The 20,101-nt window shown below is 40.9% G+C and carries 14 protein-coding genes, 16 tRNA genes and 2 rRNA genes; 30 read left to right on the forward strand and 2 right to left on the reverse strand.

All coding sequences use genetic code 11. The annotated features are described in order from the left end of the window. From LF817_RS13605 to LF817_RS13735, 27 genes are all read left to right on the forward strand, one after another. Window positions 1-110, forward strand: a 23S ribosomal RNA gene (locus LF817_RS13605); the annotation flags it as partial. A gap of 128 nt (window positions 111-238) precedes the next feature. Next, window positions 239-352, forward strand: a 5S ribosomal RNA gene (gene rrf, locus LF817_RS13610). 10 nt (window positions 353-362) lie between these two features. Further along, window positions 363-437: transfer RNA gene (locus tag LF817_RS13615), tRNA-Asn, on the forward strand. Window positions 438-441: 4 nt separating this feature from the next. Next, window positions 442-534, forward strand: a tRNA-Ser gene (locus LF817_RS13620). Between the two features lie 18 nt (window positions 535-552). Further along, window positions 553-627 (forward strand) — tRNA-Glu (locus LF817_RS13625). A gap of 6 nt (window positions 628-633) precedes the next feature. After that, window positions 634-709 (forward strand) — tRNA-Val (locus LF817_RS13630). A gap of 60 nt (window positions 710-769) precedes the next feature. After that, a tRNA-Met gene (locus tag LF817_RS13635) sits at window positions 770-846 on the forward strand. 14 nt (window positions 847-860) lie between these two features. Next, a tRNA-Asp gene (locus tag LF817_RS13640) sits at window positions 861-937 on the forward strand. A gap of 59 nt (window positions 938-996) precedes the next feature. Continuing rightward, a tRNA-Phe gene (locus LF817_RS13645) sits at window positions 997-1,072 on the forward strand. Between the two features lie 12 nt (window positions 1,073-1,084). After that, window positions 1,085-1,160, forward strand: a tRNA-Thr gene (locus tag LF817_RS13650). A gap of 18 nt (window positions 1,161-1,178) precedes the next feature. Beyond that, window positions 1,179-1,264, forward strand: a tRNA-Tyr gene (locus LF817_RS13655). A 20-nt stretch (window positions 1,265-1,284) separates the two neighbouring features. Further along, a tRNA-Trp gene (locus LF817_RS13660) sits at window positions 1,285-1,355 on the forward strand. 12 nt (window positions 1,356-1,367) lie between these two features. After that, window positions 1,368-1,443 (forward strand) — tRNA-His (locus LF817_RS13665). Between the two features lie 19 nt (window positions 1,444-1,462). After that, window positions 1,463-1,537, forward strand: a tRNA-Gln gene (locus tag LF817_RS13670). 18 nt (window positions 1,538-1,555) lie between these two features. Continuing rightward, window positions 1,556-1,630: transfer RNA gene (locus tag LF817_RS13675), tRNA-Gly, on the forward strand. Between the two features lie 55 nt (window positions 1,631-1,685). Then, a tRNA-Cys gene (locus LF817_RS13680) sits at window positions 1,686-1,759 on the forward strand. 6 nt (window positions 1,760-1,765) lie between these two features. After that, window positions 1,766-1,847: transfer RNA gene (locus LF817_RS13685), tRNA-Leu, on the forward strand. 421 nt (window positions 1,848-2,268) lie between these two features. Beyond that, window positions 2,269-3,696 carry an alanine/glycine:cation symporter family protein gene (locus LF817_RS13690; RefSeq protein ID WP_253936370.1) on the forward strand — a complete coding sequence of 476 codons (1,428 nt, stop codon included), beginning with the start codon at window positions 2,269-2,271 and terminating at the stop codon, window positions 3,694-3,696. 552 nt (window positions 3,697-4,248) lie between these two features. Next, entirely contained in the window at window positions 4,249-4,620 is a 372-nt protein-coding gene (locus LF817_RS13695) for a YidH family protein (RefSeq protein ID WP_253936371.1), read from the forward strand. A 372-nt stretch (window positions 4,621-4,992) separates the two neighbouring features. Beyond that, window positions 4,993-5,066 (forward strand) — tRNA-Gly (locus LF817_RS13700). A 130-nt stretch (window positions 5,067-5,196) separates the two neighbouring features. Then, window positions 5,197-6,903 (forward strand): ABC-ATPase domain-containing protein, encoded by a 1,707-nt coding sequence (locus LF817_RS13705; protein WP_253936372.1) that lies wholly within the window; start codon window positions 5,197-5,199, stop codon window positions 6,901-6,903. 19 nt (window positions 6,904-6,922) lie between these two features. Continuing rightward, window positions 6,923-8,056, forward strand: coding sequence for a tRNA epoxyqueuosine(34) reductase QueG (gene queG, locus LF817_RS13710; RefSeq protein WP_253936373.1), 1,134 nt, complete (start codon window positions 6,923-6,925; stop codon window positions 8,054-8,056). A gap of 71 nt (window positions 8,057-8,127) precedes the next feature. Beyond that, window positions 8,128-8,676 (forward strand): methylated-DNA--[protein]-cysteine S-methyltransferase, encoded by a 549-nt coding sequence (locus LF817_RS13715; RefSeq protein ID WP_253936374.1) that lies wholly within the window; start codon window positions 8,128-8,130, stop codon window positions 8,674-8,676. A gap of 70 nt (window positions 8,677-8,746) precedes the next feature. After that, entirely contained in the window at window positions 8,747-9,601 is an 855-nt protein-coding gene (locus tag LF817_RS13720; protein ID WP_253936375.1) for an amidase domain-containing protein, read from the forward strand. A gap of 51 nt (window positions 9,602-9,652) precedes the next feature. Then, window positions 9,653-10,129 (forward strand): tRNA (uridine(34)/cytosine(34)/5-carboxymethylaminomethyluridine(34)-2'-O)-methyltransferase TrmL, encoded by a 477-nt coding sequence (trmL, locus tag LF817_RS13725; protein WP_253936450.1) that lies wholly within the window; start codon window positions 9,653-9,655, stop codon window positions 10,127-10,129. Between the two features lie 578 nt (window positions 10,130-10,707). Further along, window positions 10,708-10,977, forward strand: a complete 270-nt coding sequence (locus LF817_RS13730; RefSeq protein WP_253936376.1) for a hypothetical protein — start codon at window positions 10,708-10,710, stop codon at window positions 10,975-10,977. Window positions 10,978-11,087: 110 nt separating this feature from the next. After that, the gene (locus LF817_RS13735) at window positions 11,088-11,924 is read left to right on the forward strand and encodes a hypothetical protein (RefSeq protein WP_253936377.1); all 837 of its coding nucleotides are present in this window, start codon (window positions 11,088-11,090) and stop codon (window positions 11,922-11,924) included. 37 nt (window positions 11,925-11,961) lie between these two features. Here LF817_RS13735 and lipA read toward each other — a convergent pair whose 3' ends face one another. Next, window positions 11,962-12,906, reverse strand: a complete 945-nt coding sequence (gene lipA / locus LF817_RS13740) for a lipoyl synthase (protein WP_253936378.1) — start codon at window positions 12,904-12,906, stop codon at window positions 11,962-11,964. A 17-nt stretch (window positions 12,907-12,923) separates the two neighbouring features. Beyond that, entirely contained in the window at window positions 12,924-13,739 is an 816-nt protein-coding gene (locus tag LF817_RS13745) for a lipoate--protein ligase family protein (protein ID WP_253936379.1), read from the reverse strand. Window positions 13,740-14,138: 399 nt separating this feature from the next. Here LF817_RS13745 and LF817_RS13750 point away from each other — a divergent pair, with 399 nt between their 5' ends. The 3 genes from LF817_RS13750 to LF817_RS13760 all read left to right on the forward strand — a co-directional run bounded on the left by LF817_RS13750 (window position 14,139) and on the right by LF817_RS13760 (window position 19,865). Then, window positions 14,139-16,034, forward strand: a complete 1,896-nt coding sequence (locus LF817_RS13750) for a PrkA family serine protein kinase (protein WP_253936380.1) — start codon at window positions 14,139-14,141, stop codon at window positions 16,032-16,034. Between the two features lie 82 nt (window positions 16,035-16,116). Next, a complete protein-coding gene (locus LF817_RS13755) occupies window positions 16,117-17,658 on the forward strand; it encodes a Ppx/GppA family phosphatase (protein ID WP_253936381.1) in 1,542 nt (513 codons plus the stop codon). A gap of 104 nt (window positions 17,659-17,762) precedes the next feature. Beyond that, window positions 17,763-19,865 carry an RNA degradosome polyphosphate kinase gene (locus LF817_RS13760; protein ID WP_253936382.1) on the forward strand — a complete coding sequence of 701 codons (2,103 nt, stop codon included), beginning with the start codon at window positions 17,763-17,765 and terminating at the stop codon, window positions 19,863-19,865. Window positions 19,866-20,101 lie beyond the last annotated feature (236 nt).

The following is a 20,101-nucleotide window of genomic DNA, read 5'->3' on the forward strand; positions in this document are numbered from 1 at the left end:
TTACGCCAAGTAAGTAAGATTCCTCAGAGACGATGAGGTCAATAGGTCCGAGGTGGAAGCGTGGTGACACGTGCAGCTGACGGATACTAATCAATCGAGGACTTAACTATATCAACCTTCGTGAAAAAGGTTACGTTTGTGAACATGTCCAATGTCTTATCCAGTTTTGAGGGTTTTCAAAAAAACTCTTGATTTTTTAGTGAATGGGTCATATAATATATCTTGTCCCTAAAAAAGATCTGGTGGCGAAAGCGAAGAGGTCACACCTGTTCCCATGCCGAACACAGCAGTTAAGCTCTTCAGCGCCGATGGTAGTCGGGTTTACCCCCGTGAGAGTAGGACGCTGCCAGGTTTTATACTAATCCACCGTAGCTCAGTGGTAGAGCAATCGGCTGTTAACCGATCGGTCGTAGGTTCGAATCCTACCGGTGGAGCCATTACGGAGAGCTGTCCGAGCTGGCCGAAGGAGCACGATTGGAATTCGTGTAAACCGTTTTCGCGGTTTCGAGGGTTCGAATCCCTCGCTCTCCGCCATCTTTGAAATTTCCGACTGGCCCGTTGGTCAAGTGGTTAAGACACCGCCCTTTCACGGCGGTATCACGGGTTCGAATCCCGTACGGGTCACCACTCAATGGAGGATTAGCTCAGCTGGGAGAGCACTTGCCTTACAAGCAAGGGGTCGCAGGTTCGAGCCCTGCATCCTCCACCATTTAGACTCTGTAAGAGTTAAAAACTATTGGGAACTATGTATGTAAAGCTCCCTAATTATCGCGGGGTAGAGCAGTTCGGTAGCTCGTCGGGCTCATAACCCGGAGGTCGCAGGTTCAAATCCTGCCCCCGCAACCAATTAATTTTATAACGGTCCGGTAGTTCAGTTGGTTAGAATGCCTGCCTGTCACGCAGGAGGTCGCGGGTTCGAGTCCCGTCCGGACCGCCACTGATTACTTCTTTACATAAGCTAGATCATAGTTAATAATGAGAACTTCTCATTTGTTTGGCTCGGTAGCTCAGTCGGTAGAGCAACGGACTGAAAATCCGTGTGTCGGCGGTTCGATTCCGTCCCGAGCCACCATTTTTTTGACTAGCCGGCCTAGCTCAACTGGTAGAGCAACTGACTTGTAATCAGTAGGTTGGGGGTTCAAGTCCTCTGGCCGGCACCATGTGTGTCTTTCTTATATGGAGGGATAGCGAAGTTGGCCAAACGCGGCGGACTGTAAATCCGCTCCCATCGGGTTCGTAGGTTCGAGTCCTACTCCCTCCACCATTTATTTTCATATTACAAATAGGGGTATAGTTTAATGGTAAAACTACGGTCTCCAAAACCGTCAATGTGGGTTCGATTCCTACTACCCCTGCTTTTATTTGTGGCGGTTGTGGCGAAGTGGTTAACGCACCGGATTGTGGTTCCGGCATTCGTGGGTTCGATTCCCATCAGCCGCCCCATTTTTTTATAGAAAAATGTTGGGCCATAGCCAAGCGGTAAGGCAACGGTTTTTGGTACCGTCATGCGCTGGTTCGAATCCAGCTGGCCCAGCCATCTATTTAAAAATAAGGCGCGGGAGTAGTTCAGTGGTAGAACACCACCTTGCCAAGGTGGGGGTCGCGGGTTCGAATCCCGTCTCCCGCTCCAGAAACTTTCATAAGTCATTAAATGATGAATATAATTATTTAAACGTGATTTCAATGGCGGCATAGCCAAGCGGTAAGGCAGAGGACTGCAACTCCTTTATCACCGGTTCGATTCCGGTTGCCGCCTCCATGAAATGCCGGTGTGGCGGAATTGGCAGACGCGCACGACTCAAAATCGTGTTCCTCACGGAGTGCCGGTTCGACCCCGGCCACCGGTACTACTTTATAAAACGTCAATTACAGAAGAATTAAGTAATATCAACGTTTTTACGTCTTTCTACAGTATTGTAGGAAGGCTTTTTTTGTTGATTAATGGTATTTATTCAAAAGACTATATAACTTCAAATCGTATGCACTAATCGTGTTCACCGAGGAAGGGGAAACATTTTTGAAACAACAGAAATTAGGATGAAAAATAATAATTCAAAAACCAAATCAAATGAAAATGTTTTTTGTATAAACTAAATTTCATATTAGATAAAAAATATAATAATTAATCCTTTCCTACTGTTATTTTATAATTTCTAATAAACTACATGTTATATAATCTAACAAGATGTTTGTTTGGCCCTAATTAATGTGATAAAGTAGTGGAGTAATATTCAGAATTATTTTATTATTTTACCAAGGAGTGGAAATATGGATTTTCTTATGGAAATTGTGGGACAGATTAATGGTTTTCTGTCTACATATTTAACAATTCCTATATTATTAGGAGCAGGTTTATTTTTTACTATTTTTTCTCGGTTTGTTCAGTTCAGGTACATCAAGGAGACGTTCCGAGTAATATTTGAAAAGACACCAGGTCAAGGCGAAAATGAAATATCTGCGTTTAAATCTTTCTGTATAGGTTCTGCTAGTAGAATTGGTACAGGAAACCTTGCAGGGGTTGCTGTAGCTTTAACTATGGGGGGGCCGGGCGCTATATTCTGGATGTGGATTGTTGCCCTTGTAGGTGGAGCAACTGCTTTTTTTGAAAGTACGTTAGCACAAGTCTACAAAGTAAGAGATGGTAAGGATGCCTTTAAAGGGGGGCCCGCTTACTATATTGAAAAAGGACTTAAACAACGTAAGGTAGGAATTGCATTTGCAATAATCATTGCCATTACATTTGGTCTCATTTTTAATTCTGTTCAAAGTAATACGATTGCGGATTCTTTGAATTCAACATTTAACATTCCTACAGCTGTTGTTGGTATCGGATTAGTGGTGTTGTCGGCTATTGTCATTTTTGGAGGGGTTCATCGTATTGCGAACTTCTCAAGTGTTGTTGTTCCTATTATGGCAGCTGTATATATCCTATTAGCATTGATTGTAGTTGCTATGAACATTACACAAGTGCCTCAAATTATTGGCTATATTGTTTCAAATGCGTTTGGGTTTGAGCAGGTTATTGGAGGAGGCATTGGTGCTGCTATTATGCAAGGTGTTAATCGTGGGTTGTTTTCCAATGAAGCAGGTATGGGTAGTGCACCGAACGCTGCCGCTTCATCTCACGTTTCTCACCCTGCAAAACAAGGTTTTGTACAAGCTGCAGGTGTGTTCCTGGATACTCTTGTAGTGTGTTCGGCTACTGCATTTATTATATTAGTTTCTGACCAAGCTGAATATGGAACAGAAGCAGGAATCACCTTGCTCCAAGACTCATTAGTCACACAAATAGGAAGCTGGGCAAGCATCTTTGTTTCCATAGCGATTTTCCTGTTTGCGTTCAGTTCAATTGCGGGAAGTTATTATTACGGTGAAAAGAACATCGAATTTATTAAAGAAAGTCCTAAAGCGATTTTGATTTATCGAGTAGGATCGCTTGCAATGGTAATGTTTGGTACAGTGGCAAGCCTGGATCTTGTGTGGGCTCTTGCAGATGTATTTATGGCTCTAATGACGCTCATTAATATGTATGCCGTTCTTAGGCTTAGTAAGATTTCATTTATTGTTCTTACTGATTACATGGAGCAACGAAAGAACAATAAAAATCCTGTTTTTGAACCAAGCAAATTAGGGATATCTAATTCTGAAACATGGGAAAATCTCGATTTTGAGGAACAGAAGAGAGATGTTATCTGAGTGTAAGGTGTCTGGTTGATTAATCTATAATAAAAATAGAGAAGAGGTCCAAAAGTGACCTAACACTTGAAAATGAATAGAACGCCTCCAAATTTGTAAACTCTTACTTTTACGCTTGGAGGTGTTTTTTTATTATGAGAAAGATAATAAGGTATCCTAAATAAGTGACACGATTTAATCCCATCTATTGAAAACGTAGACGTGTTGAAATTTATTTGGTCATCGAAAGGAAGTGGTTACAGAAGTATTCGTCAACGTCATAGAAGAGTGTAAATCTAAATATACCGGACATGTTTTAATATGATGATGTGCGTTCTCTACAAAGAATTAAATTGCCAGACCCTAATTGAATATAGATCAATGCCGGCCGGCCTATAGTTTTTTGGCTCGTTTTAATTTGTCACTTCAGTAATTAATCGCTAATTTTTTTGTGTAGTCAGGATAATGTAAGCTTAAGTTTTCAACATGGACTTTTTAACCATGGTCATATTTATTGTAAAGGATGCAAAGGTTATGATACGATCCTTGCAAAAAGATGAATAAGGTGAAAAGATGGACAATAAAGATAATAATCAAATTAAGTATGCCCAGCAGCATCTAGCAAATGAACGGACTTACTTAGCATGGGTTCGGACTGTCATCGCTATTGTGGGAATTGGTTTTTTGAATACCAGCCTTCATTTTACAATCGGGGCAGAACGCAATCAGACGATTGATGTAATCAGTATTGCATTAGGTGTTTTTGCTTGTATTCTTGGATTCAGCATTACAATTCTTGCTACATTCGCTTATTTCAATAGAAAGAAAAAAATTATGAAAGAGGAGACGTTTCTTCCATCCACACTTCAAGTTACTTTAGTCTCTGCTTTAATGGTGATTATTATCGTTTTTATTGTAATGTACTTTTTATATTTAGAAAGTTAGGACCAACGAAGCTTTATAAGGGTGAAAATATAAAAAGTGGTTGTCAGTCGTATATTGGATTGTTATAATGTTAACTATCACTTCAGCAAGTGCGTATGCAGATAGGGTTGAAACCTCAACAAGAGGAAGCTTTAAGCTTCATGGAATGATTTCTTCCTTGAGTAATTTAGGAGAGGAAGAGGTATGACTTGGGGAAAAGCGAAATGAGGCTAATGAATTTTTATAAAACGGGTGAAGTTTAGTGGTATAACCTCAGCCACGAGCGAAACTTCTGCCGAATAAACTTCGAGTTGCTTCGACGCATATGCTTCGTTGAATGATCTAGAAGAGAAAGAAGCATGAATAAACAAAGCTAATGAAACTATATTATATGCGGGTGTAGTTTAGTGGTAAAACCTCAGCCTTCCAAGCTGATGATGAGGGTTCGATTCCCTTCACCCGCTCCATTTTTAATTGCAATCATATTTTTACTACGTGTACAACGCAGTGTTTCGTTAAAATAACGAAGCATTGCGTTTTTTATTGAAGATAGAAGGTTATAAACCTATATATAATAGAGGAAAGGAGAACGAAGCAATGAACCAATTAAAGAAACTACTACAACAGATTGATGGTAAAAGTTATAAAGGATACAAACAAATACAAGGCAGTTACTCTTTTTCTAATTACAAACTGAAGGTTGATTATGTACAAGGGGATCCATTTGCCGCTCCTTCAAAAATAAGAATTCAGGTTGATGATCACATAAAATCGATACGTCCTGAATGGAAGCGTACGAAAAAGCGTCGTATTTATACGGAGGATGTAATTGCACGTAAAGTAGCGGAAGTCCTCGATAAAAATAAACCGAACGTCAAAGGCTCGGGTAAAAGCGGTATGGTATCCATTGATCAGCCGAAGCAGGAGATATTAGAGCGTACAGCTGTTAGTATAGAAGGAGACCAAACAACGGTATGTCTTACGGTCGGACTGCCGGCGAATGGACGCAGAATCAATGGCAAGGAAGCGGACAAGCTGTTTTTTACAATCCTGCCTAATTTAATTAAGGATTCTGTACTTGCGATTAAGGAAGAGGAAGTCATACCTTTTGTCGAATTAGCTGATCAGCATGATGCGATATTGGAAAGAATGAGAGAAGAGAAGCTTATTTCTTTCATTGCGGACGATTCTATTTTACCGAGAGCAAGCGGCGTGAGTGACCGCCCTATGAAGAATGCGGTGGCTTTTGAGAGTCCTGAGCAGAATCGCATAACGATTGAAGTGCCTCATCGAAATGAACCGTTGACTGGTATGGGAGTACGAGAAGGTATTGTCCTCATTGTCGGGGGAGGATATCATGGAAAAAGTACCCTGTTGAATGCGATGGAGCGTGGGGTGTATCCTCACATTAAAGGGGATGGTCGAGAGTTCGTATTGACGGACCCGGACGCTGTGAAAGTAAGAGCGGAAGATGGACGTCAAGTAACGAACGTTGATATTTCTCCGTTTATTAAAAACTTGCCTGGAAACGTAGATACGTCAAGATTTTCTACGGAAAATGCCAGCGGCAGTACTTCCCAGGCGGCGAACGTGGTGGAAGCGATTGAAGCAGGTGCACGAACGCTGCTTATTGATGAGGATACGAGTGCGACGAACTTTATGATCCGGGATGAACGGATGCAGCAGCTGGTCGCGCCTGAAAAGGAACCGATCACCCCGTTCATCGATAAAATAAAAAGCCTGAGAGATGAATTAGAAGTGTCGACGATTCTAGTTATGGGTGGTTCTGGTGAGTACTTCAGTGAAGCTGATCAGGTCATTATGATGGATGAGTATCTGCCTTACAACGTAACCGATCGAGCTAAACAAATAGCGGAACAGCATCCAAGTGGCCGGGAGACTAATAATGCAAAGTTCGGCTCCCTGCCTTCTCGTCACTTCCTTTCGCAATCCATTCAGGCTCGTAAAGGCAAGAAAGAGAAAGTCCAGGCAAAAGGAAGAACGCTGATTCTCATGGGATCTACAGAAATCGCTTTAGATGGTGTGGAACAACTGGTGGATTCTTCCCAAACACGTATGATTGCCGACATTCTTATGCATGTTTATAAAAAAGGAACACTGAAAAAAGAACAGACGCTTCACCAGCTGCTTGATCAAATTGAAGAACAGTTCAATCAAAAAGGGCTATCGTCGTTTGCCCCATTTCAAGATCAGCACCCCGGTGAATTGGCTCGGCCGCGTCGTTTTGAAATAGCTGCCACATTAAACAGGCTGCGGACAGCTAAAGTTAATGATTTGAGATAAGTGGAAGGAGGTAGTCAAGGTGGATGTTCATAAGCTGAAAGAAGAAGTGATCGCTTATAGTAAGGAAATCGGTATCGATAAGATCGGTTTCGCTTCAGTGGACGTTTTCGAGGAATTAAAAGGAAGGTTGAAACGTCACGAGGCCCTTGGCTACCACTCTGGATTTGAAAAGGGAAGTCCTGATGAACGATCAGAGCCTAAGCTGTTGATGCCTGAAGCCCAGTCCATTATAGCTATTGCTTTAGCGTACCCGTCTAAGCTGAAGGATGCACCAAAGAATAAAAGGGGCGACAGGCGCGGAGTTTTTGCACGTGCTTCCTGGGGCCAGGATTATCATGACGTGTTGAGAGACCGTCTGCATAAACTTGGTGCCTTTTTAAAAGAGCGGATGCCGGATGTAGAGATGAAATCGATGGTTGATACCGGGGAACTGTCTGACAGAGCAGTAGCAGAGCGTGCAGGTATCGGGTTCAGTGCTAAGAACAGCTGTATCATAACGCCTGAATTCGGATCATATGTGTATCTAGGGGAGATGGTAACGAACATTCCATTTGAACCTGATGAACCTGTGGAGGATGGGTGCGGAGATTGTAACATTTGTGTGGATACTTGCCCGACTGGGGCCCTCGTACAAGGAGGACAGCTGAACGCTCAGCGGTGTATCGCTTTTCTTACACAGACGAAACATTTCTTAGCCGATGAATTTCGTACGAAGATCGGGAATCGGGTGTACGGTTGTGATACATGTCAGACCGTTTGTCCGAAAAACAAAAAGATGGATTTTCACAATCATGAAGAATTTGAACCGGATCCAGAGATCGTAAAGCCGAGGCTGCTTCCTTTATTGTCAGTTTCCAATCGTGAATTCAAAGAAAAGTTCGGACCTCTTTCTGGGTCTTGGAGAGGAAAAAAGCCTATTCAGCGTAACGCGATTCTAGCATTAGGTCTCTATAAAGAAGAAGCAGCCGTTGATGAACTCATCCGATTAATGAAGCAGGATCCTCGTCCGGTAATTAGAGGAACAGCAGCCTATTCCCTCGGGAAAATCGGGACAGATGCTTGTTACGAAGCGATTAATGAAGCTATGGCAAATGAAACCGATGACGAGGTGAAGGCTGAAATGAAAAAGGGATTAAAGTTCCAAAAAGTTTAAACGGTTCTCCCTTTTCAGAATATAATAGGTTTTGTATAATAGAAAAAACTGGTCATTAAGAGGGGTAAATTATGAGCAACCATTCTAAGATCTATTATGGAGTGATGGATTCTCCCGTTGGATCATTAACCATTTTGGCAGCAGATGAGGGAATATTACGTGTGGATTATGGTCACTACGAATCTCTTATATCATTTTACCAAACGTGGACAAAAAAACATCTAATGAGAAGCTCCTTTGAACATCAACCTGACCACCATTATGTTAAACAGGCAGTTCAAGAAATTAAAGAATATTTCGCTAAAGAGCGCACGACTTTTTCACTGCCTCTCCTATGCTATGGCACACCTTTCCAAAGAAGTGTATGGAAAACCTTGGTGGATAGCATACCGATAGGGGAAACGAGGTCTTATAAAGAGATCGCGATTGCCCTAAAGGCTTCCCAATCGGTGAGGGCTGTAGGAGGAGCAATTAATAAGAACCCTTTTTCTATTGTGGTTCCTTGTCATAGAGTGATAGGAACAAATGGAAAACTTGTAGGTTATGCAGGTGGATTAGATCGCAAAAGGAAATTGTTAGAACTTGAATCAAGTGAGCATTTAATAGAATCCCATTTATAACATTTGAATGATGGTGTTATCGTATGGTTTGAATCCCCCTTTCATATAGTTGGAGAAAGGGGGATTCTTTATGGAAACCATAAAGTTATACTGGGATGGAATTTTAACAGGTCTTTATGAACAGGAAGCGGAGCCCTGGCTTCAGAGGAAAATTCAAGGGTACAAAGATAGAGGACAGAAAGTAGAAAGAGGAACATTCAACATTCTTCCGTATCATCGAGTTACATATGAGGAAGTGGAAGAAATTCAATATTTATTAAAGGTCCGCTTCTTTATTAAAGACGGGAAGAAACCTTATGTGGAAGAAGGCATTTATCCTTGCAAAGCAAAAACTAATGGGAAAACTCTCCAGGAACATTCCGTCAATACGGAGAAGATTCTCCCGAAGGAAAAAGCGTTTCTCAGTCCTTTTATTGAGAAAGAGTCGGAGGCTAGAGATCCTTTTACGTACGACCGAAGAGAAGCCGTTCGATATGCAGAAAGATGGTGGGACAGCTACAATCCTGCTTACAAACATTTTGAAGTTGATTGTACGAACTATATTTCTCAATGTCTCCATGCCGGCGGAGGGAGGATGTGGGGGCAGCCCAATCGCAGCAAAGGATGGTGGTATGGATCGGGTAATTGGAGCTACAGCTGGTCAGTCGCTCATTCCTTTCGATGGTATTTGAGCGGTGCACGCCAGGGGTTAGTTGCCCATGAAGTATCTGAGGCCAGTGATCTGTCTGTTGGTGATGTTATTTGCTATGACTTTCAAGGAGATGGACGTTTTGATCATACGACCATTATCGTGAGTAAAGATAGTCACGGAGAGCCTCTCGTCAACGCCCACACAACTAACAGCCGTCAACGCTACTGGACCTATACAGATTCTACAGCCTATACTTCTGATATCAAGTACAAGTTTTTTCACATTGGGGGTTGAAGGGTGTGGTATAATAATTTAGTTGATGATGTTGAGATTGAGGTGAATAACATGGCAAATCATATTGTACTTTTTCAACCAGAAATCCCTGCCAACACAGGAAATATTGCACGTACTTGCTTAGCGACGAATTCACAGCTCCATTTAATTCGTCCGCTTGGGTTTTCCACTGATGATAAAATGCTGCGAAGAGCGGGGCTCGATTATTGGCATGATGTTACCATCCATTACTATGATTCATTGGAAGAACTTTATGAAAAGAACAAGCACGGGGAATATTATTATATAGAGAACTTTGGTACGAAATCATATGTGGATTTTGACTTTAGTGATTCAAATAAAGATTGGTTTTTCGTATTTGGCAGGGAAACGGATGGCATTCCTAAACATCTTTTAGAAGGTCTTGAAGATCGTTGTCTGCGTATCCCGATGACGGATAAAGTCAGATCTTTGAATTTGGCGAATACGGCATCCATTATTTTATTTGATGCGCTTAAGCAGCAAGGTTTCCCTAATTTAATAAGGTGAAAGTATTTCCTTATAAAAATCGCTCCTTTTCATTTTTTGTTAAGCTTAGCTGCTTACACTAAATGTACGGGGCGATTTTTTGTTATCGCATTATGACTTTGATAGTCCCCCATAAGATTTATGAACTGGTTTACGGCCTTAGACTAATTTACGTGTAAGAGACGGGATGACACTTTCAAAGGAGCTTATATGACTATCAACTCTGAAATTTTTCAGGGCAGATAAAAATAAAGGCTGTCCTGAAAGTCTAGGAATTAAACTTTTAGGACAGCAACTATTAGGGTTATGTTCTATTTTTTCGGTCGGCCGGCTTTCGTATCATAGCCAGCAGAAAAGATGGATACTAAGTACGTTACACATACGAGAATAATTAATGTCAGCTTCATCTAACATGTCCTCCTTTAATCTCTCAACAGACAAGCACTTTGATTGTTATTATACCCCATTTATCATTTTCTGTGAATTGTTTAAAGACATATTAATTGAAAATTCAACTCGTTCGCCCATACAAAGATTGCTCCTTTTACATATGGTGAAATGTAGGTGAATACCCCAATCAGTTACACAGGAGGGATGAAATGTTACCTGAACCGTATAATTACGATTCATTTTATGGAATGAATGATGAATACCGTAATCCTTATCATGAAGAGGATGAAAGATTCTTTTTCGGTGGACCTTTTGTCGGAGGTCTGCTCGGAGGTTTTATTGGAAGCGCACTTCCCCCATTGATTTATGGAGGCTTCGGTGGAGGCTATGGAGGAGGGTATGGCGGTTATTACGGACCACAATATTATGGACCTCCCGGCCGGCCAGGACCGTATCCCCCTTATGGTTATTACTGGTAGAAGAAAGACCGTTTAAAAAGCGGTCTTTTTCTATGTCATAATGTGGTATAATCAACTCAAAAGTTCGACAAGTATTTACATAAACCTATGATAAAGGGAGTGGTACATTGATGAGGAAAATAGGTTCAGTTATTATAAGCTGCGGTATGGTGCTGTTGTTAGCGGCATGCGGTTCTAGCAAAGCGAGTGAAAAAGAACCTGCAAAATTAACATTAGAAGAGATTGAGCTCGAAGAAGAGAAGGAAAATGAAGAACTGGTTCAAAAAGACATTGAGGAAAATATTCCTGAAAATGAAGTAGGAGAAATTTCCCCGCCTGAAAAAGTAGCGTTAGATGATGAAACTCCTGTAGAGCAGGAGGAGCAAGAAGTTGTGGAGGAAGAAGTGGAGAAAGCTACTCCGCAAGAAGTATCCGAAGTGGAACGTACCACCAATGACAGTTCCGAAACGACTGAAACGAATACATATGAAAAAAAGTCCTCCCAGCCATCAGAAGCTGTATCAACTCCGGAAGTGAATGAGCCTGAGCTGCCGACAAGTCCGAGTAATAATTCATCTGATGATACTCCTTCAAAACATAAGTCTGAAAAACCAGATGAAAAAGAGAAAGTGAACGACGAATCATCCAGCAAAGAAGACGTGGAAGAAGAAAAAGACGAAAGTGAAAAAGTCGAAGAAAAAGAAAAAGATGAAGAGAAAGAAAATGAAAATGAAGAAGAAAAAGAAATAAATGAAGATAAAGACGGAGAGAAAGAGAAAGACGAAGAAAAAGAGGAAAGCGCAACAGAAACTGAAGATTCCAAGGTAGATGAAGAGGAAGAAATGGAAGAGGATTCGACAGACGAGAGCGAAGATTCATATGAAGAGAGTTCTGAAAAAGACGATTCAAATGATGCTAGTGAAGAAAATAAAGATGAAGAAGAGAGTAAAGATGGAGAAGAATCATAAAAAAAGATCGCCTTTTTACGGCGATCTTTTTTCGTTTCTAGAATGTAGTTTTGTTTAACGTTTCTCCTTGAGATTCATATCCCTGCATATATTTGATGCGGCGCTGAGCTGAAGTTTCGTTTACTTGTTCATCTGCATGGTAAGAAGATCGCACCATTGGACCTGCTTCACAGTGCCTGAATCCTTTTTCCATAGCGATTTGTTTCAGTTCTTCAAACTCATCAGGATGATAGTATCTTTCCACGTTCAAATGTTTTTTTGTCGGCTGTAAGTATTGGCCGATCGTCATGATATCGACGTTATGAGCAAGAAGATCGTCCATAGCCTGGATAATCTCTTCCTTGGTTTCGCCTAGTCCTACCATAATGCTGGACTTAGTTGGTGTATTCGGACGGATTTCTTTGACGCGTCGAAGTAATTCTAACGAACGATCATACATGGCACGGGCTCTGACTTTTTTCGTTAGACGGCGGACAGTCTCAATATTGTGGTTGAATATATCAGGTTCACCGCCCATAAGTGTATGAAGGCTTTCATAATCCCCTTTCATATCAGAAGGAAGGATCTCAACCGTACACCCAGGAACCCGGCGGCGGATTGCTTTGACTGTCTCTGCAAACACTGCAGCACCCCCGTCATTCAAGTCATCACGTGCTACGGCTGTTACTACGACGTGTTTAAGCCCCATGATTTCAACTGATTCCGCTACACGTTCCGGCTCTCCAAGATCAAGCTCGTTTGGCAGCCCCGTTTTCACGGCGCAGAAGCGGCAGCCTCTCGTACAAGTATCCCCAAGAATCATAAAAGTAGCTGTTTTTCGTTCACTCCAGCATTCGTGGATGTTCGGACAGCGTGCTTCTTCACATACCGTATTGAGTTTCTTATCACGCATCAGCTTTTTCAAACCGGTATAAGATTTGTTCGTGTTGATTTTAATTTTCAGCCAATCCGGTTTACGTATGTACTCGTCTTTTTTAGGCAAATTCAAACACTCCTTTTTTAACGTGCATAATTCCAGTCATCCGACCTATATTTTTCTTTAGCAAGCTCCTGGACTTCTTCCCATTGTTCCTTATTTAACTCAAAAGGCTCCAATTCAATATCCAGCCCTTTTTCGAACCCTTTTTTGAATGCATCACGAGTCTCTTTGAAGCTGACGGGTGTGTTCAAGATGTCATTGATAGACACCGCTTTGTCGCCAAATGCATGGCGCGCTCTTTCTTTCAGTCGTTCATTTTTATAAATGAACATATCAAAAAGTTTCGTTTCATCAACCTCAATTGGTATCGAGCCGTGTTGTAAAATAACACCCTTTTTTCTAGTTTGAGCGCTTCCAGCAGCTTTCTTGCCATCGACAATGAGTTCATACCACGAAGGTTCCTCAAAGCAAACCGCTGAGCTCGTAGTATTCAGCTTCTCTTTGGGAATTGCAAAATCCGCGGATATATGAAGTTCCCTGAACCCTTCTAGTAATCCTTGAGATAAGACAAGGTAGGCATCTTTAACAGAGGCGGGCATTCGGGGATGATCTTCAGATACGATTACACTGTACGTGAGTTCATCATCATGTAGTACAGCTCGTCCTCCCGTCTGCCTTCTGACTAATTCGAATCCATTTTTTTCAATACCCTCAAGGTCAATCCTGCCTTTTACTTTTTGAAAATATCCAACCGATAGACCGGCCGGTTTCCATCCATAAAAACGAAGAACAGGAGGGATCAGGCCTTTCCTATGCCAATTCATAAGTTTCTCGTCCATCGCCATATTCAGAGATGGAGTAAGATGTCCAGAATCAACAAAGTACCAAGTTTCCATCATTTTGACCTTCTTTCTCAGAAAATCCTTTATTCTATTAAAATGTTTAAGATAATTTTAACAATGGAGGTTCTTAGTGTCAAAACGGATAAGCCTATTTTTGCGTGAATTTTATAATTATTGCGGAGGTTTGCGGGAAGACGCAAATTGTCATTTTGATAAAGGGAAAGGAATAGGATTAGATAAAGTGAAATTTTGTTATTTGAGATAGAAAGAGGGACATGTCTGCTTCAGTCTTTGAAGGTCTTAGCCCAATAAATCGAGCATAGAAAAGAGTGAGGGGGGGCAAAAGGGAGGGAAGTACAAACGGGAAACATAGCTTGTACATCGATGAATGATTCAGCTTTTCGCCGCATAGGATATATTAAATTTGCTAGTTACGACGAGGGAGGTCGTTGAGTGGATATTATTAAAAGAATACAAGATCATAGAGAGCATGAAGAAGAGTTGAAATGGGAAGGAACGTTCAGGGATTATTTAGAGTTGTTGAGAGAGAAACCTTTCTTAGCCCAGTCGGCACATTCTCGCGTGTATAATATGATCACTGAAGCAGGGATCGAACAAGGGAACGCACATAAAAAATATTCTTTCTTTGAAGAAGATATTTATGGCCTTGACGAAGCAATGGAAAGACTTGTGGAAGAATACTTTCACCCGGCAGCTCGTCGATTGGATGTAAGGAAGAGGATTCTGTTATTGATGGGTCCTGTAAGTGGAGGTAAATCGACGCTCGTCAACTTGTTGAAACGCGGTTTAGAGAAATACTCTTATACTGACAATGGGGCGGTATTTGCCATCAAAGGCTGTCCGATGCACGAAGATCCACTTCATATGATTCCGCATCATCTGCGGGATGAGTTCAGGGAAGAATATAATGTCCGCATTGAAGGAAGCCTGTCTCCGCTTAATACGATGCGCCTGGAACAGGAGTATGGCGGAAGAATTGAAGATGTTCTAGTCGAAAGGGTTTTCTTCTCTGAAGACAGACGAACGGGTATCGGAACGTTCAGTCCTTCTGATCCGAAATCACAGGATATTGCTGATTTGACCGGCTCTATCGACTTCTCGACAATCGCTCAGTTCGGTTCTGAATCAGATCCCCGTGCTTACCGATTTGATGGAGAACTCAATAAAGCCAATAGAGGAATCATGGAATTCCAAGAAATTCTTAAATGTGATGAGAAATTCCTATGGCACTTATTGTCGTTGACACAGGAAGGAAACTTCAAGGCCGGGCGTTTTGCTTTAATTTCGGCTGATGAATTGATCATCGCCCACACGAACGAAGCGGAATACCGCTCGTTCATCTCCAATAAAAAGAATGAGGCGCTGCATTCCCGTATGATCGTTATGCCGATTCCATATAATTTGAAAGTGACAGAGGAAGAGAAGATTTATCATAAGATGATACGTGAAAGTGATATCCGCGATGTTCATATTGCACCGCACACCCTTAAAGTGGCGGCTATGTTCACTATACTCACGAGACTGAAAGAATCGAAGAAAGCTTCTATCGATGTACTGAAAAAAATGTACCTATATGATGGGGAAGAAGTGGAAGGCTTCAGTGATGTAGATGTAGAGGATCTAAAAAGGGAATTCTCCGATGAGGGAATGAGTGGCATTGATCCACGATATGTCATTAACCGCATTTCATCTACGATTATCAAGAAAGAAATGACGTCGATCAACGCTCTAGACGTATTACGATCCTTGAAGGATGGTCTGGATAGCCACGCATCGATATCTAAGGATGATAAAGAGAAATATCTTGAGTTCATTTCATTGGCGAGGAAGCAATATGATGATTTAGCTAAAAAAGAAGTGCAAAAAGCTTTTGTCTACTCTTATGAAGAATCTGCGCACACGCTTATGGATAATTATTTAGATAATGTTGAGGCATATTGTAATAAAGCGAAACTTCGTGATCCTCTGACTGGTGAGGAAATGAACCCTGATGAGCGCCTCATGCGTTCCATTGAAGAGCAAATTGGTGTATCTGAAAATGCGAAGAAGGCTTTCCGAGAAGAAATTTTAATTCGGATTTCAGCTTATGCCAGAAAAAACAAGAAGTTCGATTACCAGTCCCATGAGCGTTTAAGAGAAGCGATTCAGAAGAAACTGTTTGCAGACCTAAAAGATATTGTTAAGATCACCACCTCGACGAAAACGCCGGATGAACAGCAGCTTAAGAAAATTAATGAAGTCGTAGCAACTTTGGTGGATGAGCATGGATATAATTCCACCTCCGCTAATGACTTACTGAAATATGTAGGAAGTCTACTCAACAGATAAAATTTAAGAAAGGTCCCAGCCATATGCTGGGACCTTTTTGTGATATAATGTGCAGAAATAAAAGGTAAGGAAGGTGGAACGAATGTCTAAACAATATTATGCCATAATCGATGTCGGTTCCAACACGGTACGTCTTGTCATTTATCTAAGAGACAAGAGCGGCCGCTTGCGCGAAGTCGAAAACGTAAAGTCTGTAGCACGGCTCAGCACCTTCTTACGTGACGATGGCAAACTTTCAAAAGACGGGATTAATAAGTTGATCAGCACACTGAACAGTTTTAATGAAGTTTTAGAGACGTATCAATTAGAAGAATCTATTTGTGTAGCGACGGCAGCTATCCGCCAATCTGTCAACCAGGAAGAAATCATAGATAATGTTTCCAGCAAGACTGGATTGGATATGAGAATAATATCAGAGAAGGAAGAAGCTTTTTATGGATATTTAGCGGTCGTCAATTCTACTTCAATTTCTGAAGGGTACACCGTGGATATCGGTGGAGGAAGTACAGAGGTTACATACTTCAAAGATCGAAAACTCATCCATTCTCATAGTTTTCCTTTTGGAGCTATTACTCTTAAGCAGAGATTCTTTAAAAATGATTTACCTACAGAGGATGAATTCGCAGATTTGCGTCAATTTTTGAAGAACAGTTTTGCGACTTTATCCTGGCTGCGTGATGGGAAAGCTCCACTGATTGGAATCGGCGGTGGGGCAAGGAACGTCGTACAAATCGATCAAAATTTGAAGGAGTATCCACTCGCGGGGCTGCATCAATATAAGATGAACGACAGCGACCTATCATTTATTAAAAATTATCTGTTCACACTTTCAATGAAGAAACTTCAAAAAGTAGAAGGTCTGTCAAAAGATCGAGCGGATATTATTTTACCAGCGACTGAAGTCTTTCATACGTTGTATGAGACGGTGCAGGCAGAAGGGTTTATTCTTAGCCGAAAAGGACTGAGGGACGGAGTATTTTATGAATTGCTGACACAGGGGATGGGGACGAATCTATTTCCCAGTGTGCTCGAGGAAAGCATTCAAGAATTAATCAATGATTATGATCTGAATATAAAACAGATTCATCATGTACAGCATTTAGCGAAAGAATTGTTCGATCAGTTCCACGAAAAAGGGATAGGTTCTTTTTCAAAGGAAGATTGGAAAGAGCTTAAAATGGCGAGTTATGTATTTAACCTTGGTCAATATATTGATGATGAAGCCAGCGCTCAACACACTTTTTATTTATTGGCGAACCGGACGATTGACGGTTTAATGCATATCGATCGACTAAAGCTGGCCTTGATGGCTTCTTTTAAGAACAAGACTGTATTTAAACAGTTCATCCATCCATATAAGAAATGGTTTTTAAAGGATGAGCAGCATCGAATTCGTAAACTAGGCGCCTTTCTGAAGTTCTGTTATTGTCTCGATAGTACAAGACGAGGGGCTGTGCAGGACTTGAAAGTGGAAACAGATAAAGATGATTTGAAAATCACGCTCTTTTGCACGAAGGACTATATGCCTGAAGAATACCAAACTGAAAAGCAGAAAAAACATTTGGAAAAATCATTAAAGAAACAGATCGAATTAAACTTTGTGGAAGTAGAAGGCTTAGAGTAACTACGGTGAAAATTTACTTGAAAATTACATGACTCTTACAATTGACCAATAAAGTTCTAGTAAGGTTGTTGTGAAATACATTGTCGGAACAAAGGGAGTGTCCTATGTCTAACACAGATAGCAATAACAACTTAGATCATCCCAGTTATTATAATAATCGTGAATTGAGCTGGCTCGCTTTTAATGAAAGGGTGCTTGAAGAAGCTAAAGATTCAAGCAACCCACTGTTGGAAAGGCTTAAGTTTTTAGCGATTTTTTCTTCGAATCTAGATGAGTTTTTCATGGTCAGGGTAGCCGGGCTGAAAGATCAGGTAAAAGCCGGCTATAACAAACCGGAGAATAAAGCCGGCTTAACTCCAAAACAGCAGCTTAGTGAAATAGCTTCTATAAATCACGAGCTTGTAGAAATGCAATATGAAACATACCAAGAAATGAAGCCGGAGCTCGAAGAAGAAAAGGTTTCCCTGACTTCGATTGAAGAGTTGTCCAACACCCAGTTGAAAGGGTTGGAAAGGTATTTTAATGAAGAAATTTTTCCAGTGTTGACACCGATGGCAGTAGATGCTTACCGTCCCTTTCCTATTTTGCTGAGTAAATCGGTTAACTTGGCTGTCGTTTTAAAGGATAATTTGGATCTTAGTGATGAAACAGAGAAAAACGCCATCGTTCAAGTCCCCTCAGTGATGCCGAGGTTTGTAGAGGTATACCATCCTTCCAAACAACAATTCATCCTTTTAGAAGAGGTTATCAGCTATTTCATAGATGAATTATTCAAAGGGTATAAGGTTGAGTCGATAACTGAATTCAGAATCACAAGAAATGCCGATATGACGATCCATGAAGAAGGCGCAAGAGACTTATTGAAAGAGATAGAAAAAGAGTTGAAGAAAAGAAAATGGGGAGCCGCTGTAAGGCTTGAAGTTCGAAAAGGTAAATATGATGAAAATGTTGTGAGATTTCTGCTGAATGTATTGGAGATTCACCATAACGATTTATACGTTACAAATGGGCCGTTAGACTTGACCTACTTGTTTAACTTTTATAAATCCATTGCTGATACAAGAGAGCATTTGGTTTACGAACATTTGATCCCACAGCCGCTTAAGGATTTAGAAATTGATGAAGATTTGTTTGAAGCTTCACTGTCTCGGGATATTTTCCTTCATCATCCTTACGAATCATTTGAACCGGTCGTCGACTTCATCTCTGATGCAGCAGATGATCCGAACGTACTAGCTATAAAACAGACACTTTACAGAGTGAGCGGTGATTCACCAATCATTGATGGATTGAAAAGAGCAGCGGAGAATGGTAAACAGGTGACAGTCCTCGTTGAGTTAAAAGCTAGATTTGATGAAGAGAACAATGTGCAATGGGCGAGAGAACTTGAAAAAGCAGGCTGTCATGTCATATACGGTATGACTTATTTGAAAACACATAGTAAGATTACACTTATTGTAAGGAAAAGAAAAGATAAGATTGAGCGTTTCGTTCATCTAGGAACAGGGAACTATAATGATCAAACGGCTAAACTTTACACTGATATGGGCATTATAACGACCGTAGAGGAATTTGGAACGGATGCAACCAATTTTTTCAATTATTTAAGCGGGTATACGGATAAACCTCAGTTTAATCATATTGAGATGTCGCCCTTTGATATACGCACAGGTTTCCTCGATAAAATCAACCATGAAATTGAATGCCATAAGCAATACGGTAATGGCAAAATCATTGCAAAGATGAATTCGCTGACCGATAAGCCTATTATCAAGAAACTATACGAGGCTTCAAAAGCCGGCGTAAAGGTACACCTTATTGTTAGAGGGATTTGCTGCTTAAAACCAGGTATTCAAGGTATAAGTGAAAACATTAGAGTCATCAGTGTAGTAGGAAGGCTTTTAGAGCATAGCAGGATTTTTTATTTTCATCACAATGGAGAAGATAACGTCTACTTATCTTCCGCTGATTTGATGACAAGGAACATGGTGAAGCGTGTGGAGTTACTTTTCCCTATTTATGAAGTTCGCATCAAAAATCGTCTGATTAAAATTCTGAACCTTATGCTTGCCGACAATGTTAAGGCAAGAGAGCAGGATCGATATGGAAAGTATCATTATGTCGAGCCCTCTGAAGATGAAGAACTGGTAAACAGTCAGATGAAGTTATTTGAATCGGCTTATAACGTTTTAGAGGATGAAGAGTGAAAATTTCAGTTTGTTTCGACAAAAGTGAAAAAGGCGTACCAAACGGTGCGTCTTTCTTGTTATAATGTAGATGATTCAGAATAAAGAAAAAAAGAGATAAATGTTGAATTCACAAACGTTTGAACCCTATAATAGTAAGTGTGTTTGCAAACGTTTACGTTCCAGCATTAGACAACAACTACTTGGAGGTATTTGACGTGGCTAATCAAGGTGCCAATGAAAGATTTTGGGAAGGG

Origin of the sequence: Halobacillus sp. A1, assembly GCF_024189295.1 — a bacterium.
Classification (GTDB): Bacteria; Bacillota; Bacilli; order Bacillales; family Halobacillaceae; genus Halobacillus_A.